17 protein-coding genes are annotated in these 18,687 nt (G+C 67.1%); 15 read left to right on the forward strand and 2 right to left on the reverse strand.

Annotated elements, in window-relative coordinates:
• The first annotated feature begins 154 nt into the window (after nucleotides 1-154).
• The 14 genes from ABH935_RS20540 to ABH935_RS20605 all read left to right on the forward strand — a co-directional run bounded on the left by ABH935_RS20540 (nucleotide 155) and on the right by ABH935_RS20605 (nucleotide 15,945).
• Nucleotides 155-2,818: a cell wall-binding repeat-containing protein gene (locus tag ABH935_RS20540; RefSeq protein WP_370379523.1), complete on the forward strand. Its 2,664-nt coding sequence runs from the start codon at nucleotides 155-157 to the stop codon at nucleotides 2,816-2,818.
• A gap of 271 nt (nucleotides 2,819-3,089) precedes the next feature.
• Nucleotides 3,090-3,614, forward strand: coding sequence for a hypothetical protein (locus ABH935_RS20545; protein ID WP_370379524.1), 525 nt, complete (start codon nucleotides 3,090-3,092; stop codon nucleotides 3,612-3,614).
• The gene (locus ABH935_RS20550; RefSeq protein WP_370379525.1) at nucleotides 3,608-4,504 is read left to right on the forward strand and encodes a hypothetical protein; all 897 of its coding nucleotides are present in this window, start codon (nucleotides 3,608-3,610) and stop codon (nucleotides 4,502-4,504) included. Before ABH935_RS20545 ends, ABH935_RS20550 begins: the two co-directional genes overlap by 7 nt.
• 166 nt (nucleotides 4,505-4,670) lie before the next feature.
• Nucleotides 4,671-5,240 (forward strand): SAF domain-containing protein, encoded by a 570-nt coding sequence (locus ABH935_RS20555; RefSeq protein WP_370379526.1) that lies wholly within the window; start codon nucleotides 4,671-4,673, stop codon nucleotides 5,238-5,240.
• Between the two features lie 314 nt (nucleotides 5,241-5,554).
• Nucleotides 5,555-5,971: a hypothetical protein gene (locus ABH935_RS20560; RefSeq protein WP_370379527.1), complete on the forward strand. Its 417-nt coding sequence runs from the start codon at nucleotides 5,555-5,557 to the stop codon at nucleotides 5,969-5,971.
• A complete protein-coding gene (locus ABH935_RS20565; RefSeq protein WP_370379528.1) occupies nucleotides 5,968-7,359 on the forward strand; it encodes a CpaF family protein in 1,392 nt (463 codons plus the stop codon). Before ABH935_RS20560 ends, ABH935_RS20565 begins: the two co-directional genes overlap by 4 nt.
• On the forward strand, nucleotides 7,356-8,231 hold the full coding sequence (locus ABH935_RS20570; protein ID WP_370379529.1) for a type II secretion system F family protein: 876 nt from the start codon (nucleotides 7,356-7,358) through the stop codon (nucleotides 8,229-8,231). Before ABH935_RS20565 ends, ABH935_RS20570 begins: the two co-directional genes overlap by 4 nt.
• The gene (locus ABH935_RS20575) at nucleotides 8,232-9,128 is read left to right on the forward strand and encodes a type II secretion system F family protein (protein WP_370379530.1); all 897 of its coding nucleotides are present in this window, start codon (nucleotides 8,232-8,234) and stop codon (nucleotides 9,126-9,128) included.
• A gap of 45 nt (nucleotides 9,129-9,173) precedes the next feature.
• Complete coding sequence (locus ABH935_RS20580) at nucleotides 9,174-9,365, forward strand: hypothetical protein (RefSeq protein ID WP_370379531.1); 192 nt, start codon at nucleotides 9,174-9,176, stop codon at nucleotides 9,363-9,365.
• 15 nt (nucleotides 9,366-9,380) lie between these two features.
• On the forward strand, nucleotides 9,381-9,767 hold the full coding sequence (locus tag ABH935_RS20585) for a hypothetical protein (RefSeq protein ID WP_370379532.1): 387 nt from the start codon (nucleotides 9,381-9,383) through the stop codon (nucleotides 9,765-9,767).
• Nucleotides 9,760-10,191: a TadE/TadG family type IV pilus assembly protein gene (locus tag ABH935_RS20590; protein ID WP_370379533.1), complete on the forward strand. Its 432-nt coding sequence runs from the start codon at nucleotides 9,760-9,762 to the stop codon at nucleotides 10,189-10,191. The genes ABH935_RS20585 and ABH935_RS20590 overlap by 8 nt, the downstream gene beginning before the upstream one ends.
• A complete protein-coding gene (locus ABH935_RS20595; protein ID WP_370379534.1) occupies nucleotides 10,191-10,667 on the forward strand; it encodes a hypothetical protein in 477 nt (158 codons plus the stop codon). The genes ABH935_RS20590 and ABH935_RS20595 overlap by 1 nt, the downstream gene beginning before the upstream one ends.
• The gene (locus tag ABH935_RS20600) at nucleotides 10,664-13,564 is read left to right on the forward strand and encodes a BTAD domain-containing putative transcriptional regulator (RefSeq protein ID WP_370379535.1); all 2,901 of its coding nucleotides are present in this window, start codon (nucleotides 10,664-10,666) and stop codon (nucleotides 13,562-13,564) included. The genes ABH935_RS20595 and ABH935_RS20600 overlap by 4 nt, the downstream gene beginning before the upstream one ends.
• A gap of 440 nt (nucleotides 13,565-14,004) precedes the next feature.
• On the forward strand, nucleotides 14,005-15,945 hold the full coding sequence (locus ABH935_RS20605; RefSeq protein WP_370379536.1) for a cell wall-binding repeat-containing protein: 1,941 nt from the start codon (nucleotides 14,005-14,007) through the stop codon (nucleotides 15,943-15,945).
• A gap of 273 nt (nucleotides 15,946-16,218) precedes the next feature.
• Here ABH935_RS20605 and ABH935_RS20610 read toward each other — a convergent pair whose 3' ends face one another.
• Together ABH935_RS20610 and ABH935_RS20615 are read right to left on the reverse strand one after the other, a co-directional pair.
• Nucleotides 16,219-16,488 (reverse strand): hypothetical protein, encoded by a 270-nt coding sequence (locus ABH935_RS20610; protein ID WP_370379537.1) that lies wholly within the window; start codon nucleotides 16,486-16,488, stop codon nucleotides 16,219-16,221.
• A 597-nt stretch (nucleotides 16,489-17,085) separates the two neighbouring features.
• Nucleotides 17,086-17,727, reverse strand: coding sequence for a hypothetical protein (locus tag ABH935_RS20615; RefSeq protein WP_370379538.1), 642 nt, complete (start codon nucleotides 17,725-17,727; stop codon nucleotides 17,086-17,088).
• 302 nt (nucleotides 17,728-18,029) lie between these two features.
• Here ABH935_RS20615 and ABH935_RS20620 point away from each other — a divergent pair, with 302 nt between their 5' ends.
• The gene (locus ABH935_RS20620) at nucleotides 18,030-18,671 is read left to right on the forward strand and encodes a MarR family transcriptional regulator (protein WP_370379539.1); all 642 of its coding nucleotides are present in this window, start codon (nucleotides 18,030-18,032) and stop codon (nucleotides 18,669-18,671) included.
• The last annotated feature ends 16 nt before the right edge of the window (nucleotides 18,672-18,687 follow it).

An 18,687-nucleotide genomic window follows, 5' to 3' on the forward strand; every position in this document is an offset into this window, starting at 1 on the left:
AGGCCGCTTCACCTGCCTGACCGCGTGATCGTCGGACGCTGAGAGGGTCTCGCAGAACTCTGACTAACACTGGCAGAATGTGCGGCCTTCGGGGCACGGGGTTATCCCACTTGGGGGGAAAATGATCTCATTCCGTCCATCCGTTCCTGCACGCTTGAGCCTGGCTGGACTCGGTGTGCTCTCACTGATCGGGGCTGCCGTTTTGGGCGGTCCGAGTGCTACTGCCGCGAGTGGTTCGGGTGCCAGTCTGCTGCTGACCCGGTGGCAGGGTCCTGACCGCTATGGCACGGGTGCGGCACTGGCCGAGGCCGCCTACCCGGACGGATCGGCGAATGTTGTGGTGGCCAGCGGCGAGACCTTCCCCGACGCGCTGTCGGCGAGCTACCTCGCGGGCTACCTGCACGCACCGATCCTGCTCACCCAGACGACGTCGCTGCCTCAAGAGACATCGGCGGCGCTGGCACGGCTCGGCGCACATCACGTCTACCTCGTCGGCGGGACGGCGGCGGTCGGCAACGCCGTCGCCACCCGGTTGCGTGCTAACCCGGGCATCACCGATGTCAGGCGTCTATCGGGGCCGACTCGCTTCGACACCTCGCTGGCGGTCGCCAGCCTCCCACCTGCATCGGCGGTCGGGCAGGTGAACGGGGTTCCGACGGCCTTCCTCGCGTCCGGGGCCACATTTCCCGATGCGCTGGCCGGTTCGGCCGTGGCGGCCGGCGCCGGTCTGCCGATCCTGCTGACGGACCCGCATACGCTGTCGCCGCAGGTCTCCACCGCTGTCCACCGGCTGGGTATCCGGCAGGTGGTGATCCTCGGCGGTCCGGCCGCGGTGGCGCCGGGTATCCAGGCAGCCCTGGGCCGGGAGGGGGTGACAACCAGACGACTGGCCGGTGCCGATCGCGGGGCCACGGCCGCCGCGATCGCTGGCTTCGCTGTGGGCACGGTCGGATTCAGTCCTGCCGGGATCTCCTTCGCCCGCGGCGACAACGCCGGTGGCGGCGTTGACGCCCTAGCCTTGGGTGCACTGGCCGGTGTGCGTCGGGAACCGTTGCTGCTGACCGACTCACCGACCGTGGCCGGATCGGCGACAGCGACATATCTGAGAGTCGCGGGCGGCTCGATGACGGCGGGTGATGTGGCCGGTGGCCGATCGGCAATCAGTGACGCCTTGATGGCACAACTAATCGCCGACGCAGGGCAGGCACCGCCGTCGTCGACGTCGCTTCGGGTGCAGCTGATGGATCTGCCCGCAGGATTGAGCGGCAACCTGACGGTCACCGGGCCCAACGGCTACCAGACTCATCTGACGTCGACTGCGACGCTCAGCGGTCTGGTTCCGGGAGCCTATGAGGTCACCGCAGGTATGGTGAAAGATTCCGCAGGAACCACTTACGCCGCGACGCAGTCCACGCAGACCCTCGCAGTGACCGCGGGTTCCGCCCAGACCGTGACTGTCGACTACTTCGACCAGATTCCGGCGACCACTAAGGCAATCGATCCAGGAACCGTGACCGCGGTCGGCGCCACCAGCGTGACGCTCACCGGCGCGTCGGCCGTGGCAGCCGGGGACACGATTGCGGTGGGCATCGGGCCCGCCACGCCTGACGGCCTGCTGGTCAAGGTCGACAGCGTCGCCAACAGCGGTGCCGGGGTCCAGAACCTAACCACCGAACCGGGCGTGCTCACCGACGCCATCACGCAAGGAGACTTCTCGGCGGACACCACGCTTCCCGAGGAATCACCCGGCGACCTGGGCCCGGCTCCAGCGACGAACGCTTCAGTGAAGCGCTCGGCAGCCCGGACCGACGTGGGCCCTGGTGACTTGAACGACGTCCTGAACTGCGGCGCGAACGGATTCATCTCGCTGTACGGTGAACTCGATGCTGGAATTCACCCGGCGATCCATGCGAACTGGTCGCTGTTCCACGGGATCAGTGTGACGGCGACCGCCACCGCCTCGGAAACAGCGAGCTTCCAGGCCGACGCGAGCGGAGATGCGACCTGCACGCTCGAAGTCCCGATCAGCCCCCAGGTCACCATGGGACGCATCGTCTTCGACGTGGGCCCGATCCCAATCGTCATCGTCCCCAAGCTCCAGTTCATCGCCCACGCCTCGGCGTCGGTCAACGGCGACGCGAACAGCTCGATCACTCAAAAGTTCAGCGCGACCGCCGGTCTAGCCGTCAACGGAAGCTCGGTGAGCCCGATCGGCTCGATCTCCAACTCGATCACCTACGTGCCCCCAGGCCTGACCGCGAACGCGTCGGCGAAAGCATCGGTCGGGCCGGACGTGACACTAGCGCTGTACGGGATCGCCGGACCGGTCATCAACGTCGACGCCGGGCTCGACCTGGAGGCGAACACCAACACCTCGCCCTGGTGGACACTCGACGGCACGCTTCAAGCCGGCGCCAGTCTCAAGATCCCCGCGCTGCACATCGACGCCTCCGATGACCATGTCATCAGCCTGAGCAAGCGGCTCGCCCAGGCTGAGAGCATCGGCATCATCCCCACGGAACTGGTGCAGGGCGCACCGATCGGCCAGCCGTACAGCCAGCAGCTCACGGGGATCGGCGGGACTGCGCCCTACACCTTCATCATCACGAACGGCAGCCTGCCGCCCGGCATGTCACTGAGTCCCGGCGGACTCATCTCCGGAACACCGACCGCCTTCACCGGCGGGCCTGTGGACACGTTCACCGTCACAGTCCACGACGCACACGGAGCCCAAGGCAGCCAGCAGTACGTGCTGTACGAAGGCTGCGGCGGCCTGGCCATCCCACAGTCGATGAAAGCAACACCAGACGGGTGCTGAGTAACCCATCAATGCTCACGGTGTCCGCTGCTCTGTGCAGTGGACACTGTGAGCCGTTTAGTAGCGGTGACGGCGCCCACGTCACGACCCGTCCGGTTGCTCGTCCAGGTTCGCGTAAATCTGTTATGAAGTTCCATGATCACTCTCAAAGGTGACCCTGCGCTCAATGCTCGGCGTGTCGCGGCATCACAGTTATCACCTGATGAGACGGTCTCGTCCTGGGTCGAAGGGCGAGGCGAGGGATACGGACGTGAGACGAGCACATGGGGCGATGTGGATCGCGACAGCGATCACCGCCTGGGCCTTCGCCAGCGGCTGCTCGACCACGGCCACAGTGAAGCCCCATCCTGCTTCATCCAGTCCCACGGTTCAGGATCCGGCCACCGCGACCAATCAGGCAATCATCACGGGGTACGACGGCATGTGGGACGACTTCACGCACGACGGTCTCACCGCGAACTGGCAGGACGCCGCGTTGGCGCATCACGCGACCGGAACCGCTCTCCTGCACCTTAACCAGAGCTTGTTCCTCATCAATCACCTCGGCGAAGTAGCCCGAGGCACCCCTGCGTTGAACCCGCGGGTCACGACGCTGACGCCCTCCGCGACATCGCCGAACGAGGCAGAGGTAACGGACTGCGTCGACATGACCGATTACCAGGACTACGCCGCTTCGACTGGAAAGCTGGTCAACACCGGCCCCTCTGGTAAGCACCGGGTCATCGCGAAGCTGGTCATCAAGGACGCTGTGTGGAAAGTCTCCGAGCTAACCATCAACGGAGTCAGTTCATGCTGAGGCGCACTCTCGCGTCCGCCATCGCGATCGCTGCGATCGGAATCATCAGCGCATCTCCGGCCTCTGCCGATGCCGCTGCCCGCATAAATTGCAGCAGCACGGACGACCTGGACGGCGGACAGCCAACCACGACGTCGATGGGTTGCGCGGGTTCGGTGATGGATTCGTCTGCAGCTTCCAGCCCCAGTCACGGTCCTGGATCGAAGGAGCCGCCTCCGCCGCCGTGCGCGGAAGAAACGGTGCTCAGCTATCACGCTCCGGCCTTCGCCGCCCCGTCGACTCAGCAGCCACAACAGTACGACGTACGAATGATGATCTGTCCGAACGGAGTTCCAGCAATCGGGCCGGTGCCGGTCGCTCCGATCTCGATCGTGCCGGTTTCACCGGCAGTCTCCACGAGGGCTCTGGTGGACCAAGCCCGCAAGAACATGAATCTACCGTTGCCACAGATGGTGATGACACCGGCAGTGGATGCGACTCAGTTGGTGTCGTTGCCGATCTGGCTTCAGCTGCAACCGTCGTCGTGGGTGTCGAAGTCTGCGACAGTTTCGGCGGGCGGAGTCTCACTCACCATGGCTGCCGTGCCGGTATCGGCGGTGTGGTCGATGGGCGACGGAACGTCCGTAACCTGCCCCGGGCCAGGTACTCCATATCCGGTAGAAAAGCCGAAGGATCCGGTGGCCGGCTCCCCGAGCTGTGGGCACACCTACACCGCACCCTCGGAGTCGCTGCCCCAGGGCTCGTATCCAGTGTCGGTAGTGGTCCGCTGGAAAGTCAACTGGTCGACGACAACCGGGCTGTCTGGCGCCGAGCCAGATCTGACTGCCGTCTCGTCAACCCGGCTGCGGGTCGCTGAGATCCAGGCATTGGTGACCAAAGTCGGCTCCTAACCCGCAGCCCTTCCTTGTCCCGCCCTTTGGCGTTCGCATCGAGTACTTCGAGGTCTTCTTCTCTGTGTCTCGTCTTTCGTTTGCCACACGCGCTGATCGGTCTGTTCCGGCCGCCCGCACGTCTCCCGATGCGGCACGTGCGATGTCCAGCAGGCATGTGCGCAGCGTGCCGCATGTTGTCACAGGCCTCGCGATGGTGCTCGTCGCGGTGGTGGCGATCGTCGGTTCCTTCCTGCACATCGGAGGCCGCCAGTCGGTGCTGGTGGTGGCCGCGCCGGTGCAGGTCGGGCAACTGGTCACAGATGCGGACCTGAAGGTCGTGGAGATCGCGCCAGGCACGGGGACCTCGGTGGTCTCGGCGGACGACGAGGCGACAGTAGTCGGCAAGCCGGCGGCGGTGCCGCTGGCAGCGGGCCAGATCCTCAGCCCGCAATTGGTCGGGGCGGCGCAGTTCCCGCCAGCGGGGGACGCTATCGCGCCGTTGTCGTTGAAGTCCGGCGCGCTCCCGGCAGGGCTGGCGGTCGGCGGACACGTCGCGGTGGTGAATCCGGCCTCGGGGAACACCGCGGCTCAGGTGCTGGCACAGGATGCGACGGTGACGTATGTCGGGCCGACGGACACACAGGGCCTGACAGTAGTGAACCTACTGACGGACGGGGCAACGGCGAAGGCGATCAGCGCGGTGCCTGAGGGACTGACGCTCTTCGAAGTGCCGGTCGGCGGAGTGGCGGGCTGAGGCGGATGTTGCTCGGGTTGTTCTCGTTGAAGTCGTCGCCGGGAGTGTCGATGACGGCGTTCGCGCTGTCAGCGGCCTGGCCTGGCGGTGACGCGCGGCCGACGGTGATCGAGGCAGATCGGCATGGTGGGGACGCGGCGCTGCGGTTCGGGCTGACGCCGGATCCGGGTCTGCGGTCGCTCGCGGCGGCGGCACGGTCGAGCGCTGATACCGCGTTGCTGGCTGTACACACTCGCACGGTAGGGGCTGGTGCGGTGCCGCTCGTGGCGGCACCGGAGCTCGCGGAGCCAGCTGGGTCGGCAGTGTGGGCGCTGATGCCGCTGCTGGAGAGGCTGGCCGAGTCCGAGGATCCGGTGCTGCTGGATCTTGGTCTGGTGTGCCCGTCGGATCGTGAGACCGTGCAGCTCCTGGAGCTGTGCGAGGTGCTGCTGTTGGTGGCGCGGCCGGATGCGGCGCAGCTGGGGCGGGCGCGGGCTTCGGGATGGCTGCGCGAGCAACGGTTCGGTGTGCGTGCCGTGCTGGTCGGCGAGGCGGACGCCGACGAGGTCGAGGCACTGATCGGAGTGCCGGTCGCGGGTGTGCTGCCGCTGCTGCCGCCCAAAGGCTCGTGGGAAGCGAAGGTTTCCGGTCGCTCGACGGCCCGGAGGTTCAATCAGGCGGCATCGGTCCTCGCGACGAGCGTCGCGAAGCTCGCCGCCGATCGGTGTGTACCGGCAGGAGCGGCATCATGACGATCGACGAGAGTCTGATCCCGGCCATTCCATCGCAGAACCCTGGCCGTGGTGCGCCGCCCGATCATGCGGCTGCGTTGGAGATCACGGCGGCCGTGAAGGCGCGGCTTTCGGTCGTCGTGCGAGCCGAGGAGCTGGCGACCGGCAGGTCGGTAACCACTGAGCGCAGCGACGAGCTCGCCGAGGCGCTGCTGGAAGAAGAGGTGGAGGCGTTCGCCCGCGCCGAGTTGTCGGCGGGCCGGAAGCTGCCGGGCGCCGACGCCGAGGCAGCCTTGGCGAAGACGGCGCGCGACCACCTGTTCGGACTCGGCGGGCTGCAGGCCTATCTGGAGCGCGATGACGTAGAGAACATCAGCCTGATCGGGTGTGACCGGGTATTCCTGCAGCTGACCGACAACCGGCGCGAGCGGGGTGAGCGTCCCGTCGCGGCCTCGGATGAGGCGTTGATCGACCTGATCCGCACCGAGGCCGCTCGTTGCGGGGAAGAGGAGCGGCGGTTCGACAACGGCTCCCCGATTCTGAATCTGAAGCTGCGGGACGGTTCGAGGCTGAACGCCACCATGGCGACGTGTAAGCGTCCGATCGTCAGTATCAGGCGCCATCGTCACCCGAAAGCATTAATTCCTGACATTATCGGCCTGGGTGTGATGGACGAGGATTTGGCGGCGTTCCTGGCGGCTGCTGTGCGGGCCCGTCTGAACCTATTGCTCGCCGGCGGTCCCGGGACAGGTAAGACCATGCTGCTCCGCGCTCTGGCCGGCGAGATCGGGCAGGAGGAGAAGCTGGTCACGGTCGAGGACGTCTTCGAACTGAATCTCGACCTTGATGCCGAACGGCATCCGCATGTGTACGCATACCAGGAGCGGATGGCGAACCTGGAAGGCGAGGGCGCCATCACCGTGGCCGAGCTCGTTCGCAATAGCCTGAGGCAGTCTCCGGACCGTGTGATCGTCGGTGAGGTCCGGGGGCCTGAGGTCAACGAGATGATCGCGGCGATGACCCTCGGAGCCGACGGCTCAATGGGCACCATGCACGCCCGGGATTCCAGAGATGTGGACCGTCGCCTTGCCCGGTACGCAGCCATGGGCCCGGACGGCGTGGGCAGGGCCGAGGCGATGGCCGGGATCGCATCGGCGGTCGATCTCATCGTGTATTTGGGCTATTCCCGCCCCGGACGCAAGCGTGTGGTCTCCTCAGTGCGCGAGGTGATCAACGCCGAGGGCGAGCAACTGATCACAAACGAGGCGTACGCGCCCGGCCCGGACCGTAGGGCGGTACCGACCGGAATGTTGTCGGACCGGCTGGCCGAGGTGCTGACCGACGCCGGGCTCGACCCGCGGATTCTTCGGGTCCCGGACGCGACGTCTCTATTGGGGTGGTCCCGGTGAACGACACCGGCCTGTTGCTGGTCGTGACCGCGGCATCGGTCGTCCTCGTCGCTGGGCTGTATGTACTTGCCTCCGGGTTCCGCGAGCGTCCGCCCCGACGTCCCGGACCCTCACGACTGCGCGCGCTGGATCTGCGTGCGGCGATCGGCCAGCGTAAGCGGCTGGCGGTTGCGCTCGTGGTCGGCGTGGTGTTCGGGGTGTGGACGGGCTGGCCGTTGGCTTTCGCCGCGGGAGTACTGGGCTGCTGGCATCTGCCGCGGCTACTCGGGCCGGATACGGCCGCGGCCGAGCGGATCGCGACAGTCGAGGCGATCGCGGCCTGGACGGAGATGCTGCGTGACACGCTGTCCGCGGCGGCCGGGCTGGCGCAGGCGGTGCTGGCGTCCACCGGTGTCGCGCCGCATGCGCTGCGCGAGCCGCTGGGGCGGCTGGGTGCCTCGCTGCGGGCACGGGTGCCGTTCACGCAGGCGCTGGAGGCGTTCGGCGAGGATCTGGCCGACCCGATCGCCGACCAGGTGGTCGTGTGCCTCGTCCACGCCCACAGTCACCAGGTCAAACACCTGTCCGATCTGCTGTCAGAGCTGGCCGAGGCAGCGCGCGCCCAGGTGTCCCTGGCCGTGCAGGTGAACGCCGAGCGTGCGAAGCATCGGACGTCGATGCGCACGATCACCAGTATCTCGTTGGCGATGGCAGTCGGGTTCTCGGTGTTCTACCCGCCGTTCGTAGCCCCGTACGGCACGGCAGCCGGGCAGGGTGTTCTGCTGGTCGTGATCGGGCTGTTCGCGTTCTCGTTCGTGCTGATGCGGCGAATCTTCCGGCCCCGGCCGACGCCCCGGCTGCTCGTGCTCGCCGATACGTCGCAGGAGGCATAGATGCTGGTCTTGATCGCGTCTATCGTGCTCGGGGTCGGCGGCTGGCTGATCCTTGTCGGCCTGGACCCAACCAAGCCCACCCTCACACAGCTGGTCACGGCATCGCAGGATCCTGTTGTAATCGCGACGGCACCAGCACCGCCGCCGGTCTCCGGCTCGTGGTCGGTACGCTACGGTGCCCGTGCCACCGGGCTGCTGGCGCGGCTCAGCCTTCCTGGTCCGAAGGCGCGAGCCAACCTGGCGTTGTTGGAGCGTGCTGTGGAGCCGCACTTGGCGCAGAAGGCGTCGGCGGCCGTAGCCGGCGCCTTGATTCCGCTCATCGTCTTCGGGCCCGTAGCCGCGCTCGGGTTCCGTATGCCGCCGCTGCTGCCGCTGGCGGTGTCCGCGGCGTTCGCCGGGTTGATGTTCGTCGTGCCGGATTTGGCGCTGCGCGACGAGGCCGAACGGTTCCGCATGGAGTCCCGCACGGCGGTGCGCTTGTTCCTGGACCTAACCGTTGCCTCGCTAGCCGGCGGGGCTGGGATCGAGCAGGCCATGAACGCCGCCGCTCGCAGGGGCCGCAGCGTTGCATTCCGTCGTATTCGCGAGGCCATGGCCGAAGCCCGCCGTCACCAGGCTGCCGCGTGGCCCTATCTGGACGCGCTCGGCGTCGAGCTGGGACTGCGGGAACTATCCGAGCTCGCCGCGACCGCCGCCCTGGCGGGCTCCGAGGGCGCGAAGGTCCGCGCATCGCTGGCAGCCAAGGCTCGCTCCATGCGCGAGCGCGAACACGCCATCATCATCGCCGCCGAGGCCTCAGCCACTGAGCGCGGGTCACTACCTGGCATGGTCCAGGGCTTGGCGCTGACCGTGTTCATCCTCTACGCCTCGCTGGCCGCCGCCGCGACTGCCCTCTGACCGTTATCCACACCCTGTTAACAACCATCCGAGGAGAGAACAATCATGGAGTATCTGCTCGTCTCACTGACCGCCCGCCTCGCTGACCTGGCTGCCCGTTTGAAGGCCCGAGAGGACGACGGCAGCCAGATCACCGAGACTGTTCTCATCATCGCCGTGTTCGCTGCCCTGGCGATCGGCGTCGGCGTGGTCATCACAACCCTCGTGATGGACAAGGCACACAGCATCCACCTGTAAGCGATCATGATCCGCTTGCTGCACCGACTTCGAGGCGACGACGGCGCGGCTGACGCGATCCAGGTCACACTGTGCTTCCCGCTGGTGATGCTCGTTATCGTCTCGATCATCCAAGTCGGGGCCTGGTGCTTCGCCGTGGACACCGCGCAGACCGCCGCTGACCATGCGGCCTGGGCCGCCCGCGCCGCCGACGGCACTCCCGACGGCGGGCAGCAGGCGGCCGGGCAGGTGCTGCACCAGCTCGGGAACCGATCGCTGCGCGATCCGCACATCACAGTGGACCGCACTGCGACGCAGGTCGTCGTCACCGTCACCGCGCTCGGTCCGCACTTTGTGCCGTTCTGGCCGGAGCAGATCCGCGCTGTCGCCACTGCTCCCGTGGAGGTGGAAACCCATGCCTGAGCTGCGAAACGCCCGCGATCGGGACGCCGGGAGTGGGACGGTCGAGACGATCGTCCTAATTCCGGTACTGATGCTGGTCCTCCTGGTCGCGGCTGGTCTTGGCGTGTTGGAACGGGCTCGGCTGGCGGCCGACGACGCTTCGGCCGCCGCGGCCCGCGCCGCATCGCTGGCCCGCACCGCGACCACAGCCCGGGAAGCCGCACGAGCCGAGGCCGACCGCGACCTCGGCGCCGGCGGCATGCCCTGTCGGAGGCGGGACGTCGTCCTGGACGTCAGCGGCTTCAGGCCCGGCGGCACGGTGAAAGTGTCCGTGAGCTGCCACGCCGACCTTTCCTTGTTGCCCGGAGTCGGATGGCTGCCGATCCAGACCGTCGAGCAGTCCACATCGGTGTCGCCAGTCGATGTCTTTCGCGAGGCAGGATGATGACGCGCGATCTCCGCGACGACGACGGGGGGATTCTCCCGTTCGTCGTCCTCATGGTCGGCACGCTGATGCTGGTGATCGGGCTGTCCGTGGACGGCGCGGCGGCAATGGCCGCCTCCGGCAAGGCACTGGACGAGGCCAGCAGCGCCGCCCGGCTGGCTGCGCAGCAGATCGACGTGGACCGGCTGCGCCGTACCAGCGAGGTGGTGCTCGACCCAGCCGCCGCAATGGCAGCCGGGCAGCGGTTCATCGCCGCCACCGGCGATACCGCGAGCGTCGTTGTCAACGACGACGCGGCAGGCTCTGCGGGCAACCGCCCTCAGGCACGCTCTTATCAGCCGCCAGCTGAGCCGTCCGTGACGGTCAAAGTGACCCGCACGGTCGCCACGCAGTTCCTGCAGTGGGTCGGGATCGGTTCGTTCACCGTCACCGAGACCGCCACGTCGAAAGCCGTCGTCACCGGGAGCGCACCGTGAGCCTTGCCGCACGTCTGCTTCGCGCGCTCGGCGCGCTTGCCGTAACGGTTGGGATGAGCGCCGGGATCCCTTGGGGCCTCCTGACGTACGTCGGCAGCCCGATCCCGAAGCACGTGCCAACCGTCGCGAAAGCGACGGAATGGCTGACGGGTGGCCGGTTCGACATCCATACCGCGCTGGCGATCACCGTCTACCTGCTGTGGGGCTGCTGGACCTTCTTCGTCGCTCAGATCGCGATGCAGGTACCGGGGATCGCTGTGGACGTCGTGCGGGTGCTGCGGCACTGCGAACCCCTGCGCCGCGACGCGATCGGCGGTCCCGGTTCGGCACTGGTTCGTACGCTGATCGCCGCGTTCACCATCGCGTTACTCACCCCGCGATCGGCCGCGCCACAGCCAGTCGCGAAAGCCGCGGATGTCTTCCATGCCATACACAACCGGCCTGTGGCCTCTGGCCTCGCGGTGCCTGGTGCCCGCGATGCTGCCACTCCCGCTGAGTCCGTCCACACAGTGCAGCGTGGCGAGACATTGTGGAGCATTGCTGAACACGACCTCGGCTCGGGAACACGCTGGACGAACATCTACCAGGCGAACGCCAGCCGCGAGCAGCCCGACGGACAGACGCTTCACGACCCAAACCTGATCGAGCCTGGTTGGACTCTCGCCATCCCCAGTATCGCGCGGACGAACACGGCAAACGGCGCAGGCACTTCCATGCCCAGCCCCGTCGCGACCGTGGTGCCGGACAGTGCTGCTCTGCTAGCGGTTCCGGTCCCCGCACCGCAACCTGTCGAAGCTCCAACCACCGTTCCACAGCGCGTCGCAACGCAGCCTGCCGAGGGACCGGTCCCGCATAACGCTTCGGCCAACCCGACCGCTCTGCCCTCCGTAGCCCGCGCGCGCTCGACCCCAGGCCCTCCGGTCTCCCACGCGACGCATACAGCGCCTGCCGCATCCGCTGGACGCTTCATCGCCGCCCGTGACCGCCATGGGATCCACCTGCCGACCGGCGGATTTGTCGGCATCGGCCTCGCCTCATGCCTCGGCGCGGCGATCGCTGCCTGCCACCTCCTCAACCGGCACCGAGCACGGCTTGGAACCGGCACATTAGCGGCTGAGTTCGCACTCCCCGAACCGGCCGCAACGCTACAGAAGGCGCAGCTTGTTGCTCTCGCACCACCCGGCGTCGGCTATCTGCAGGATGAATCCGATTACGAGGATCCCTATCCAACGGCTGAGGAGAGCACGGCACTGTCCCCCGCACCTGCCGGGACGGAATCACCGCAGTGGTCCACTGCGGCCGAGCCCGCACCCCATCAGGCCATCCCTAGCCCGGCCACCGACTGCACACCGGACCTGGACGAACAGCTCGCTGCGCTGGACGCCCCTACTGAACTGCACCTGGGTCTGCGTGCCGGAGTTCCTATCCCGTTGGCCACGGCCACTGCAGACGGCCTGACGCTCATCGGGGACGGTGCCGACGCCTGCGCCCGCGCGCTCCTCGTTGCCGCCGTAGCTGCCGGCGGCCCTGGTCCGTTACGACGCGCTGCCGTCGTCTACACGACAAAGGACGTCGCAACACGCCTCCTCGGCCCGACGTTCCCCGAGCAAGACTCAGACCGATTCACGACCGTCGCGGACATGAAGACGCTGCTGGACCTCCTGGAGCTAGAACTCGCTGAGCGTGAGACTGTCCTGGCCGACCACGAGTACGCCGATGCCGCGCAGCTACGCCGGTTCCTCCCAGCCGCCGCGTTCTGGCCCATTGTCGTCCTGGCCCGCCAAGATGAGCCGCGGCTGGCACATGTCGTCGCCCGCGCATATCGCCGCGACGTTCACGTCCTCATGCTCGGCGAGCCAACGCTCGGCACCGTGGCGAGTATCGACGCCTCCGGCCTGACGACTGCGCGCGGCGCACGCTGCCCGGCGATCGACAGCATGCGCGCCTTTCAGCTGACTGTTGCCGAGGCCAAGGTCCTGCTCGACCAGCTGAACGCCGCCAGGCCGGAAGCCGTCACGACACCAGTCAAGCCATTCACCGACGACCCGGCCCTCGACGGCGCCCCGCCCACACCGGAAGACACCGTCTCGGTGGTCCTGCTACCGCCGATGACCAGCACTACCACCATCACGCGCGCCGTCGCCCCGCCGGGTATGGTCCGCGTCGACTTCCTCGGCCCGATCACCGTCACCGTTGGCGATACCAATCACACGATCGCCTTCCAGAACTCCGCGCGCACACTGATGACCCGCCTGGTCGTCGAGCCGCATGGGGTGTCCCGCGACTCTCTGCTCCACGACCTGTGGCCCAATCCGAAGCGCCCCGGCAAGCCTGGCACCCTGCACCAGCTCACGTTCCGGCTCCGCGCAGCGTTCGCTACCGCCGCGGGCCGCACCGACGCGTTCATCGTCGAGGACACCGCCACCAACCTGCTGCGCCTGAACCCGGCTGTCATCGCCACCGACATCGACGCGTTCGACGACCTGAAAGCACGCGCCGATATGAGCAAGGACCCAGAGGAGCAGATCGGATTGTATGAGGCGGCGATCGGCTTGTATCGCGGGCCGCTCGCGTTCGGCATCAACGCCGACTGGCTGCTCCCGCATCGTATGGACCGCCAACGCGACTACGCCGACGCCGCCACCCGACTCGCCCGCCTGTATGGCACCACCGACGCCGAACGCACCCTCGCCATGCTGGACGCGGTTCTCAAACGCGACCCACTCAACGAGGACTTGTACCGGCGCATCATGCGGGTGCAGGCGAAGCTCCAACGTCCTGACGCGGTCAACCGCACCCTTCAGTTGTTGGAAGCCCGCTGTGAGGAGATTCAGAGCACCCCGGACGCGAGCACCTACGAACTAGCAAAGTCCCTGACCCGCTCAAAAGCGGCGTGACCCGCCGCCGCCCACGCCAGCGCTGCGCAATCGTCGACGGGTTCATCGGGCCAGCGAATGTGCTGAACCGAGCAGCCCCTGGGTGGGCCAGCGAATCTGGTCTCGTTCGGGCGACGCATTCGTGGCCAGCCTGTTCCGCCGTAGCTCGCGGCAGTCGGGCGGCGTTGTGAAACTTCTTCTGGCACCAAGCGGCGGCAGGATCGTGGCGTCGATCGCTTACACCGTTCTCCGACGTTGATTTCCGACAAGTGCCGTCGACGATTCCGGCCTGGGACAACGTCGCCGACCTCCGTGTGTCGACGAACGTTCGTTTGCCGACAGCGCCACCAGGCAAAACCCTTAGTTCAAGCTACGCCGAACACATGATCTCCGTCGACATCGCTCCGCTATAAAGTTGCCGACCGACCTGGAATCACCAGGTAGGACCACGAGGGGGTTCCATGAGCCGCGCGACCCGGATCACCACGATCGCGTTGTCGACAATCGCGGGCGCCAGCGCCTTGATGCCGATCAGCGCCCACGCCACGTCGCCCGGGACCATCGGGCGGCTGTACTACGCCTCCAGCAACGACGGGGGCCCGAACTCCTACGTCGTGCAGGACAACCAGGGCAACTGGGTTACCCACCCGTCGCCGCTTCCTGACACCGCGACCTCCTTCTCGCCGGATGGCAGCCTCGTCGTCGCCAACGGCAACAACATGGCCGGCCAGCTGGTGACGATGCGGCCTGATGGCACCGGCGAGACGCCAGCGACCTGGACGACGCCGGGCTCCTCCACCCCGATTATGGGGGCTTTCGCGGGCCAGTGGATCGACCAGAGCCACCTCGTCTTCGTCGGCCCCTACATCAAGCCGGGGAACGGCACCTACTCCAGCGGCCACATCTACGTCTCCGATCTAGCGGGCAAGACGTCGAACGCCCTGTTCACGAATGACCCGAGCTGCGGCGAGCACGCGATCAGCGTCAACCCGGTCAACGAAGACATCGCCTTCGACTGCCAGGACAACGGCCACCAGATCTGGGTGAGCCACCACGACGCGGCGACTGGCAAGTGGGCGGACCCGGTGCTGCTAATGAGCGGCGCCTTGTTCCCGGACTACTCCCCGGATGGGCAGCACATCGCTTTCCAGAACGCGGCCGGGATGCCGGCAACCGCCAATGCCGACGGAACGAACCCGACCCAGCTTGCCAACGCGCCAGCCGGCTATTACGTGAACGCCAAGTGGTCGCCGGACGGGTCTCTCATCGCCGCCGACGAGCGGACGCCATCGAACTCCGACGTCATCCAAATCATGGACCGGACCGGAACCGTGAAGGCAACAGTGGGCGACGCCCAGCACCTTGCCTCCGCACCGATGTGGCAGCCGCACCCCTGGACGCCGCCGGCTCCGCCCACTCCCACCCCCACGCCGACCCCGGCTCCCTCCGGGCCGAAGGTCTACCGCGACGCCGGCTCCGACCGGATCCGCACCGGGATCACCATTTCCCAGCAGCGCTGGACGGCCAGCGGATCGGCGAAAGCCGTGGTGCTGGCCACCAGCCTGAACTACCCCGACGCGCTCTCCGGCGGACCGCTGGCCACGAAGAAGGGCGGCCCGCTGCTGCTCACCGACGGCTCAGCCACCCATCTCGACCCGCGGGTGCTGACCGAGATCCAGCGGGTCCTGCCCCGCGGCGGTGCTGTTCACGTGCTCGGCGGCGATGGCGCGATGAAGCCGGCCATCGTCAGCCAGCTCAAGTCCTTGGGCTACGTGGTGACGCAGTACAAGGGAGTCGACCGCGCGGACACCGCATTGCGGGTGGCGCGTGATGGCATGGGCTCGCCGCAGCACGTGGTGCTGGCCACCGGAGCCGGATTCGCCGACGCCCTGGCCGCCGGCCCCTACGCCGCCGGTCCGTTCGCCGACGCCCCCGGCGCCCCGGCCGCGATCGTCCTGTCCGACGGCACCCATCTCGACTCTGCCACCGCGGCGTTCCTGAAAGGCAAGACCGTGGCGACCGTCGGCGCCCAGGCCGGTCACGCCTGGCCAGCCGCGGCGAAGTCGTTCTCGGGCGCGGACAGGTTCGACACTGCGGCACGGGTAGCGCGCGAGTTCACCGGCGCATTCGCGAACACCCAGGTCGGCATCGCCAACGGAGTAGCCTCGGCCACCAACCCCGGATACCCCGACGCCCTGACCGGTGGAGCGTTCATGGCCGAGTCCAACGGGCCGATCGTCCTGGTCGATGGCATCAACAGCAACGTCCCGACCGAGTCGGCCGCGGTCCTCGCCGCTCGAACGGGTAACGTCCGCGCCGACATCTTCGGCGGCACCAGCATCATCACGCCGAGCCTGGCAGCGTCCATCGTCAGTCTGCTCCACGGCACCGCCCAGTTCTAACATCCAGACCCCGGGCAAGTCTCGGGCCGGCCACCAGCCTGCCCGAGACACCGGGAAACGATCACAATTAGCCCGGGAACCAAGCCTCAGGCATGGGCTGCGAGACCAGCTCAAGACGGTCTCGTCGGTACCCGCTGATCTCGCCTCTCACAAACGAACGTAACCAGACGATGATCCTGCGGTAGGTCTTCAGACATACCGCGCGTCCCTCGTCACTCTCCAACTGACAATTTCCCGGGGCTATACGACCTCGGGCATAAGCGGTGCTGCCGATCAAAACCACGCGTGTGCGAATACCCGGCCGATCGGATCGCCGGTCGAGTTGACGATGTTCCACCCACCTGCGCCGAACGCGGCATCGGCCGCGCCTGCCATGGCGGACGAGCCGGCCAAGCCGTTGGTTCCGGTAGCAACCAGGGCACCGACACCGGGAGCCAGCTCTTCAGCGGCACTGCCGTCCGTGGGAACCGACATGATGGCGGTGCCGCGGGAGACGAACAGAGTCCTGCCGTGACCGGAGAACGCTGCGTTCGTCGCACTCACTGCCGCCCGGGTGGGTTAGCCGCATCGCACCAGTGCCGTCTGCATTCGAGATCCACAACGCGCAGCCGGTGGCAGCGAACGCGGCCTTCGCACCGTCAGGGGCTGAACACGACAGATTCCACCGCGGAACCCGGAGCCAGTGTCGGACCAGTAGGCGTGACGAGGTGATAGCCGCCGTTGTCCGAACCATCCGGATTGATCTCGGCCCAGCCCCCGCCGGCAGCGAATGCGATGACACCATTGTGGACGGCGGAATTCGTCACCGCATCGGCACGTGCCTGCCCCGCGAGGCCTCCTGCGCCGACCGTCACAGCGGCGAAGGCGGCTGACCCGCGCAGTCCGATCCGCTTACTTCCCATGGATTCCCCTCCTGGACCCGCGCCCTCGCCTGCATCTGAGGCGCGCCAGATATTAGAGCCCCAAAGAGATCGCATCGCGATGAGGGAGGAGAGCTCAACGGTACGACGTGAAACCCGGGAAACGATCAGGATGGACCTGGGAGCCGAGACCGCTGGTCTGCCCAACGTCCCAGCTCGTACCCACCTTGTCGGTACCCTAGTAGGTCCGACTAACCCGTCGACTCTTGCACACCCGGCCTCAAACGGCGTCACAGGGAGCCGACGCCACCGTTGCCGCCGTGATCCGACGTGAGGCTGATCCGGTCAGCGTGACAGCGGCGGCCGGAGTGCGCTCTATCCACGGACGCTTCGCCGTCTCATCTCCCTGCTGGACCTCGAACCCGAGCGGGGCGTAGAAGTACTCGGCCAGGCGCCTGTTGCCAGCCTGAAGAAGCAGCGTCGCGCCGGACTCGTCGGCGGCTGCCAGGACGTCCTTGATCAGGCTGCGGCCATAACCCTGGCCGATGGGCCAAGCCCAGAAGCGGACGATGGTCCAGCACACGCTGTCGTTGCCTACGGTCGGCAACACATCGAGGCCCGCGTGCCCGTCCCGACGACCGACCGCGATGCCCTTCGTGCTCACGTCAACGAGCATCTGGGATAGGCCGCCGGAGAGCACCATCCCGATCGCGATGAAGCAGCGCCACGCACGGCTGCCCTCGGCGCGGAAGCGGATCGGGGTGCTGGCCAGGTTCAGCCAGCGACGGCCTCGGAGGCGCCGTCCCCAGCGACCGACGTAGAGCCCTTCATGGGCTGAAAGCGCCGACAGGAATCCGTCAGCGGGGTCGCGGTGCCGACCGACAGCAAAGACCGTTCGCAGCCGGACAAGCTTCTGATTCATCACAGGCACCAACGAGACGGTACCGGCGGTTCAGCGACGACCCGCCCAAGATCGCGAACGATCCCAGCAGGTTCACTCGGTCGCGCGACACAGTCAAGGCCTGGTCACCCGGAACGGTCGATGTCCTGATGTTTCATCGCGAACCAGTTGAAAAGCCTGGACAAGGCGGAACCGGTCGAGCGGTGATGGTCGTAACCGCACGAGCGCGGCGGGCGGTTCAGCTCCCCGTCGGATGCCGTCGTCGCTCGTGCGGCCGCCCGTCCGAGCCCTCGTCGATTTCCCGCCCGACAGGAGAGTCCTGCATGAACGAGAACCAGATCCCTGAATCTGCAGAAATCCTCTCGCCGGGACGGCGCGCTGTTCTGGCCACCCTCATGGAGTTCCCGGAGACCACGGTGAACGCGTTGTCCGACGCGGCGCAGGTGCCGCGTTCCAGTACTGCCGCGGCACTCAAATACCTGGAGGATCGTGGCTTGGCGACACGCAAGATCTTCCCGATCCTTGACGGTAAGCCCCGCCCGGCGGACATCTGGTCCGCGACGACAACAGCCGGACCGCTCCTCTCTGGCGACGTCGGTACGGGCGCCGAGCAGGACGACGCCGCGCCCGCCTCAGAACAGGAGCCGATGCCGGATCGCCTCAACGAGGCGCCGGAGCACCATGCCGCGTGGTCCGCTGCCCCCGTCGTATCTGAGTCGACGTCCGACGGAACCGTCACGGCACTGCCGACGGAGCACATGGGCAGGGGCGTGCTACGTGAAACCGTGCTGCAGCACCTACTGGCCAATCACGGCAAGGCGTTCACGCCGACTGCCTTGTCGAAGGCGCTTGGCAAGAGCGCCGGAGCCATCTCGAACGCGTTAGACGTCCTTGTAGCTCGCGGCACCGCCGTCATGGTGCTGGAGAAGCCGCGCACGTTCCAGGCGTCCGAGCCCTCGTCCTGATCCGGAGGAGAGAACA

This window comes from Catenulispora sp. GAS73 (genome assembly GCF_041262085.1).
Lineage (GTDB): Bacteria > Actinomycetota > Actinomycetes > Streptomycetales > Catenulisporaceae > Catenulispora.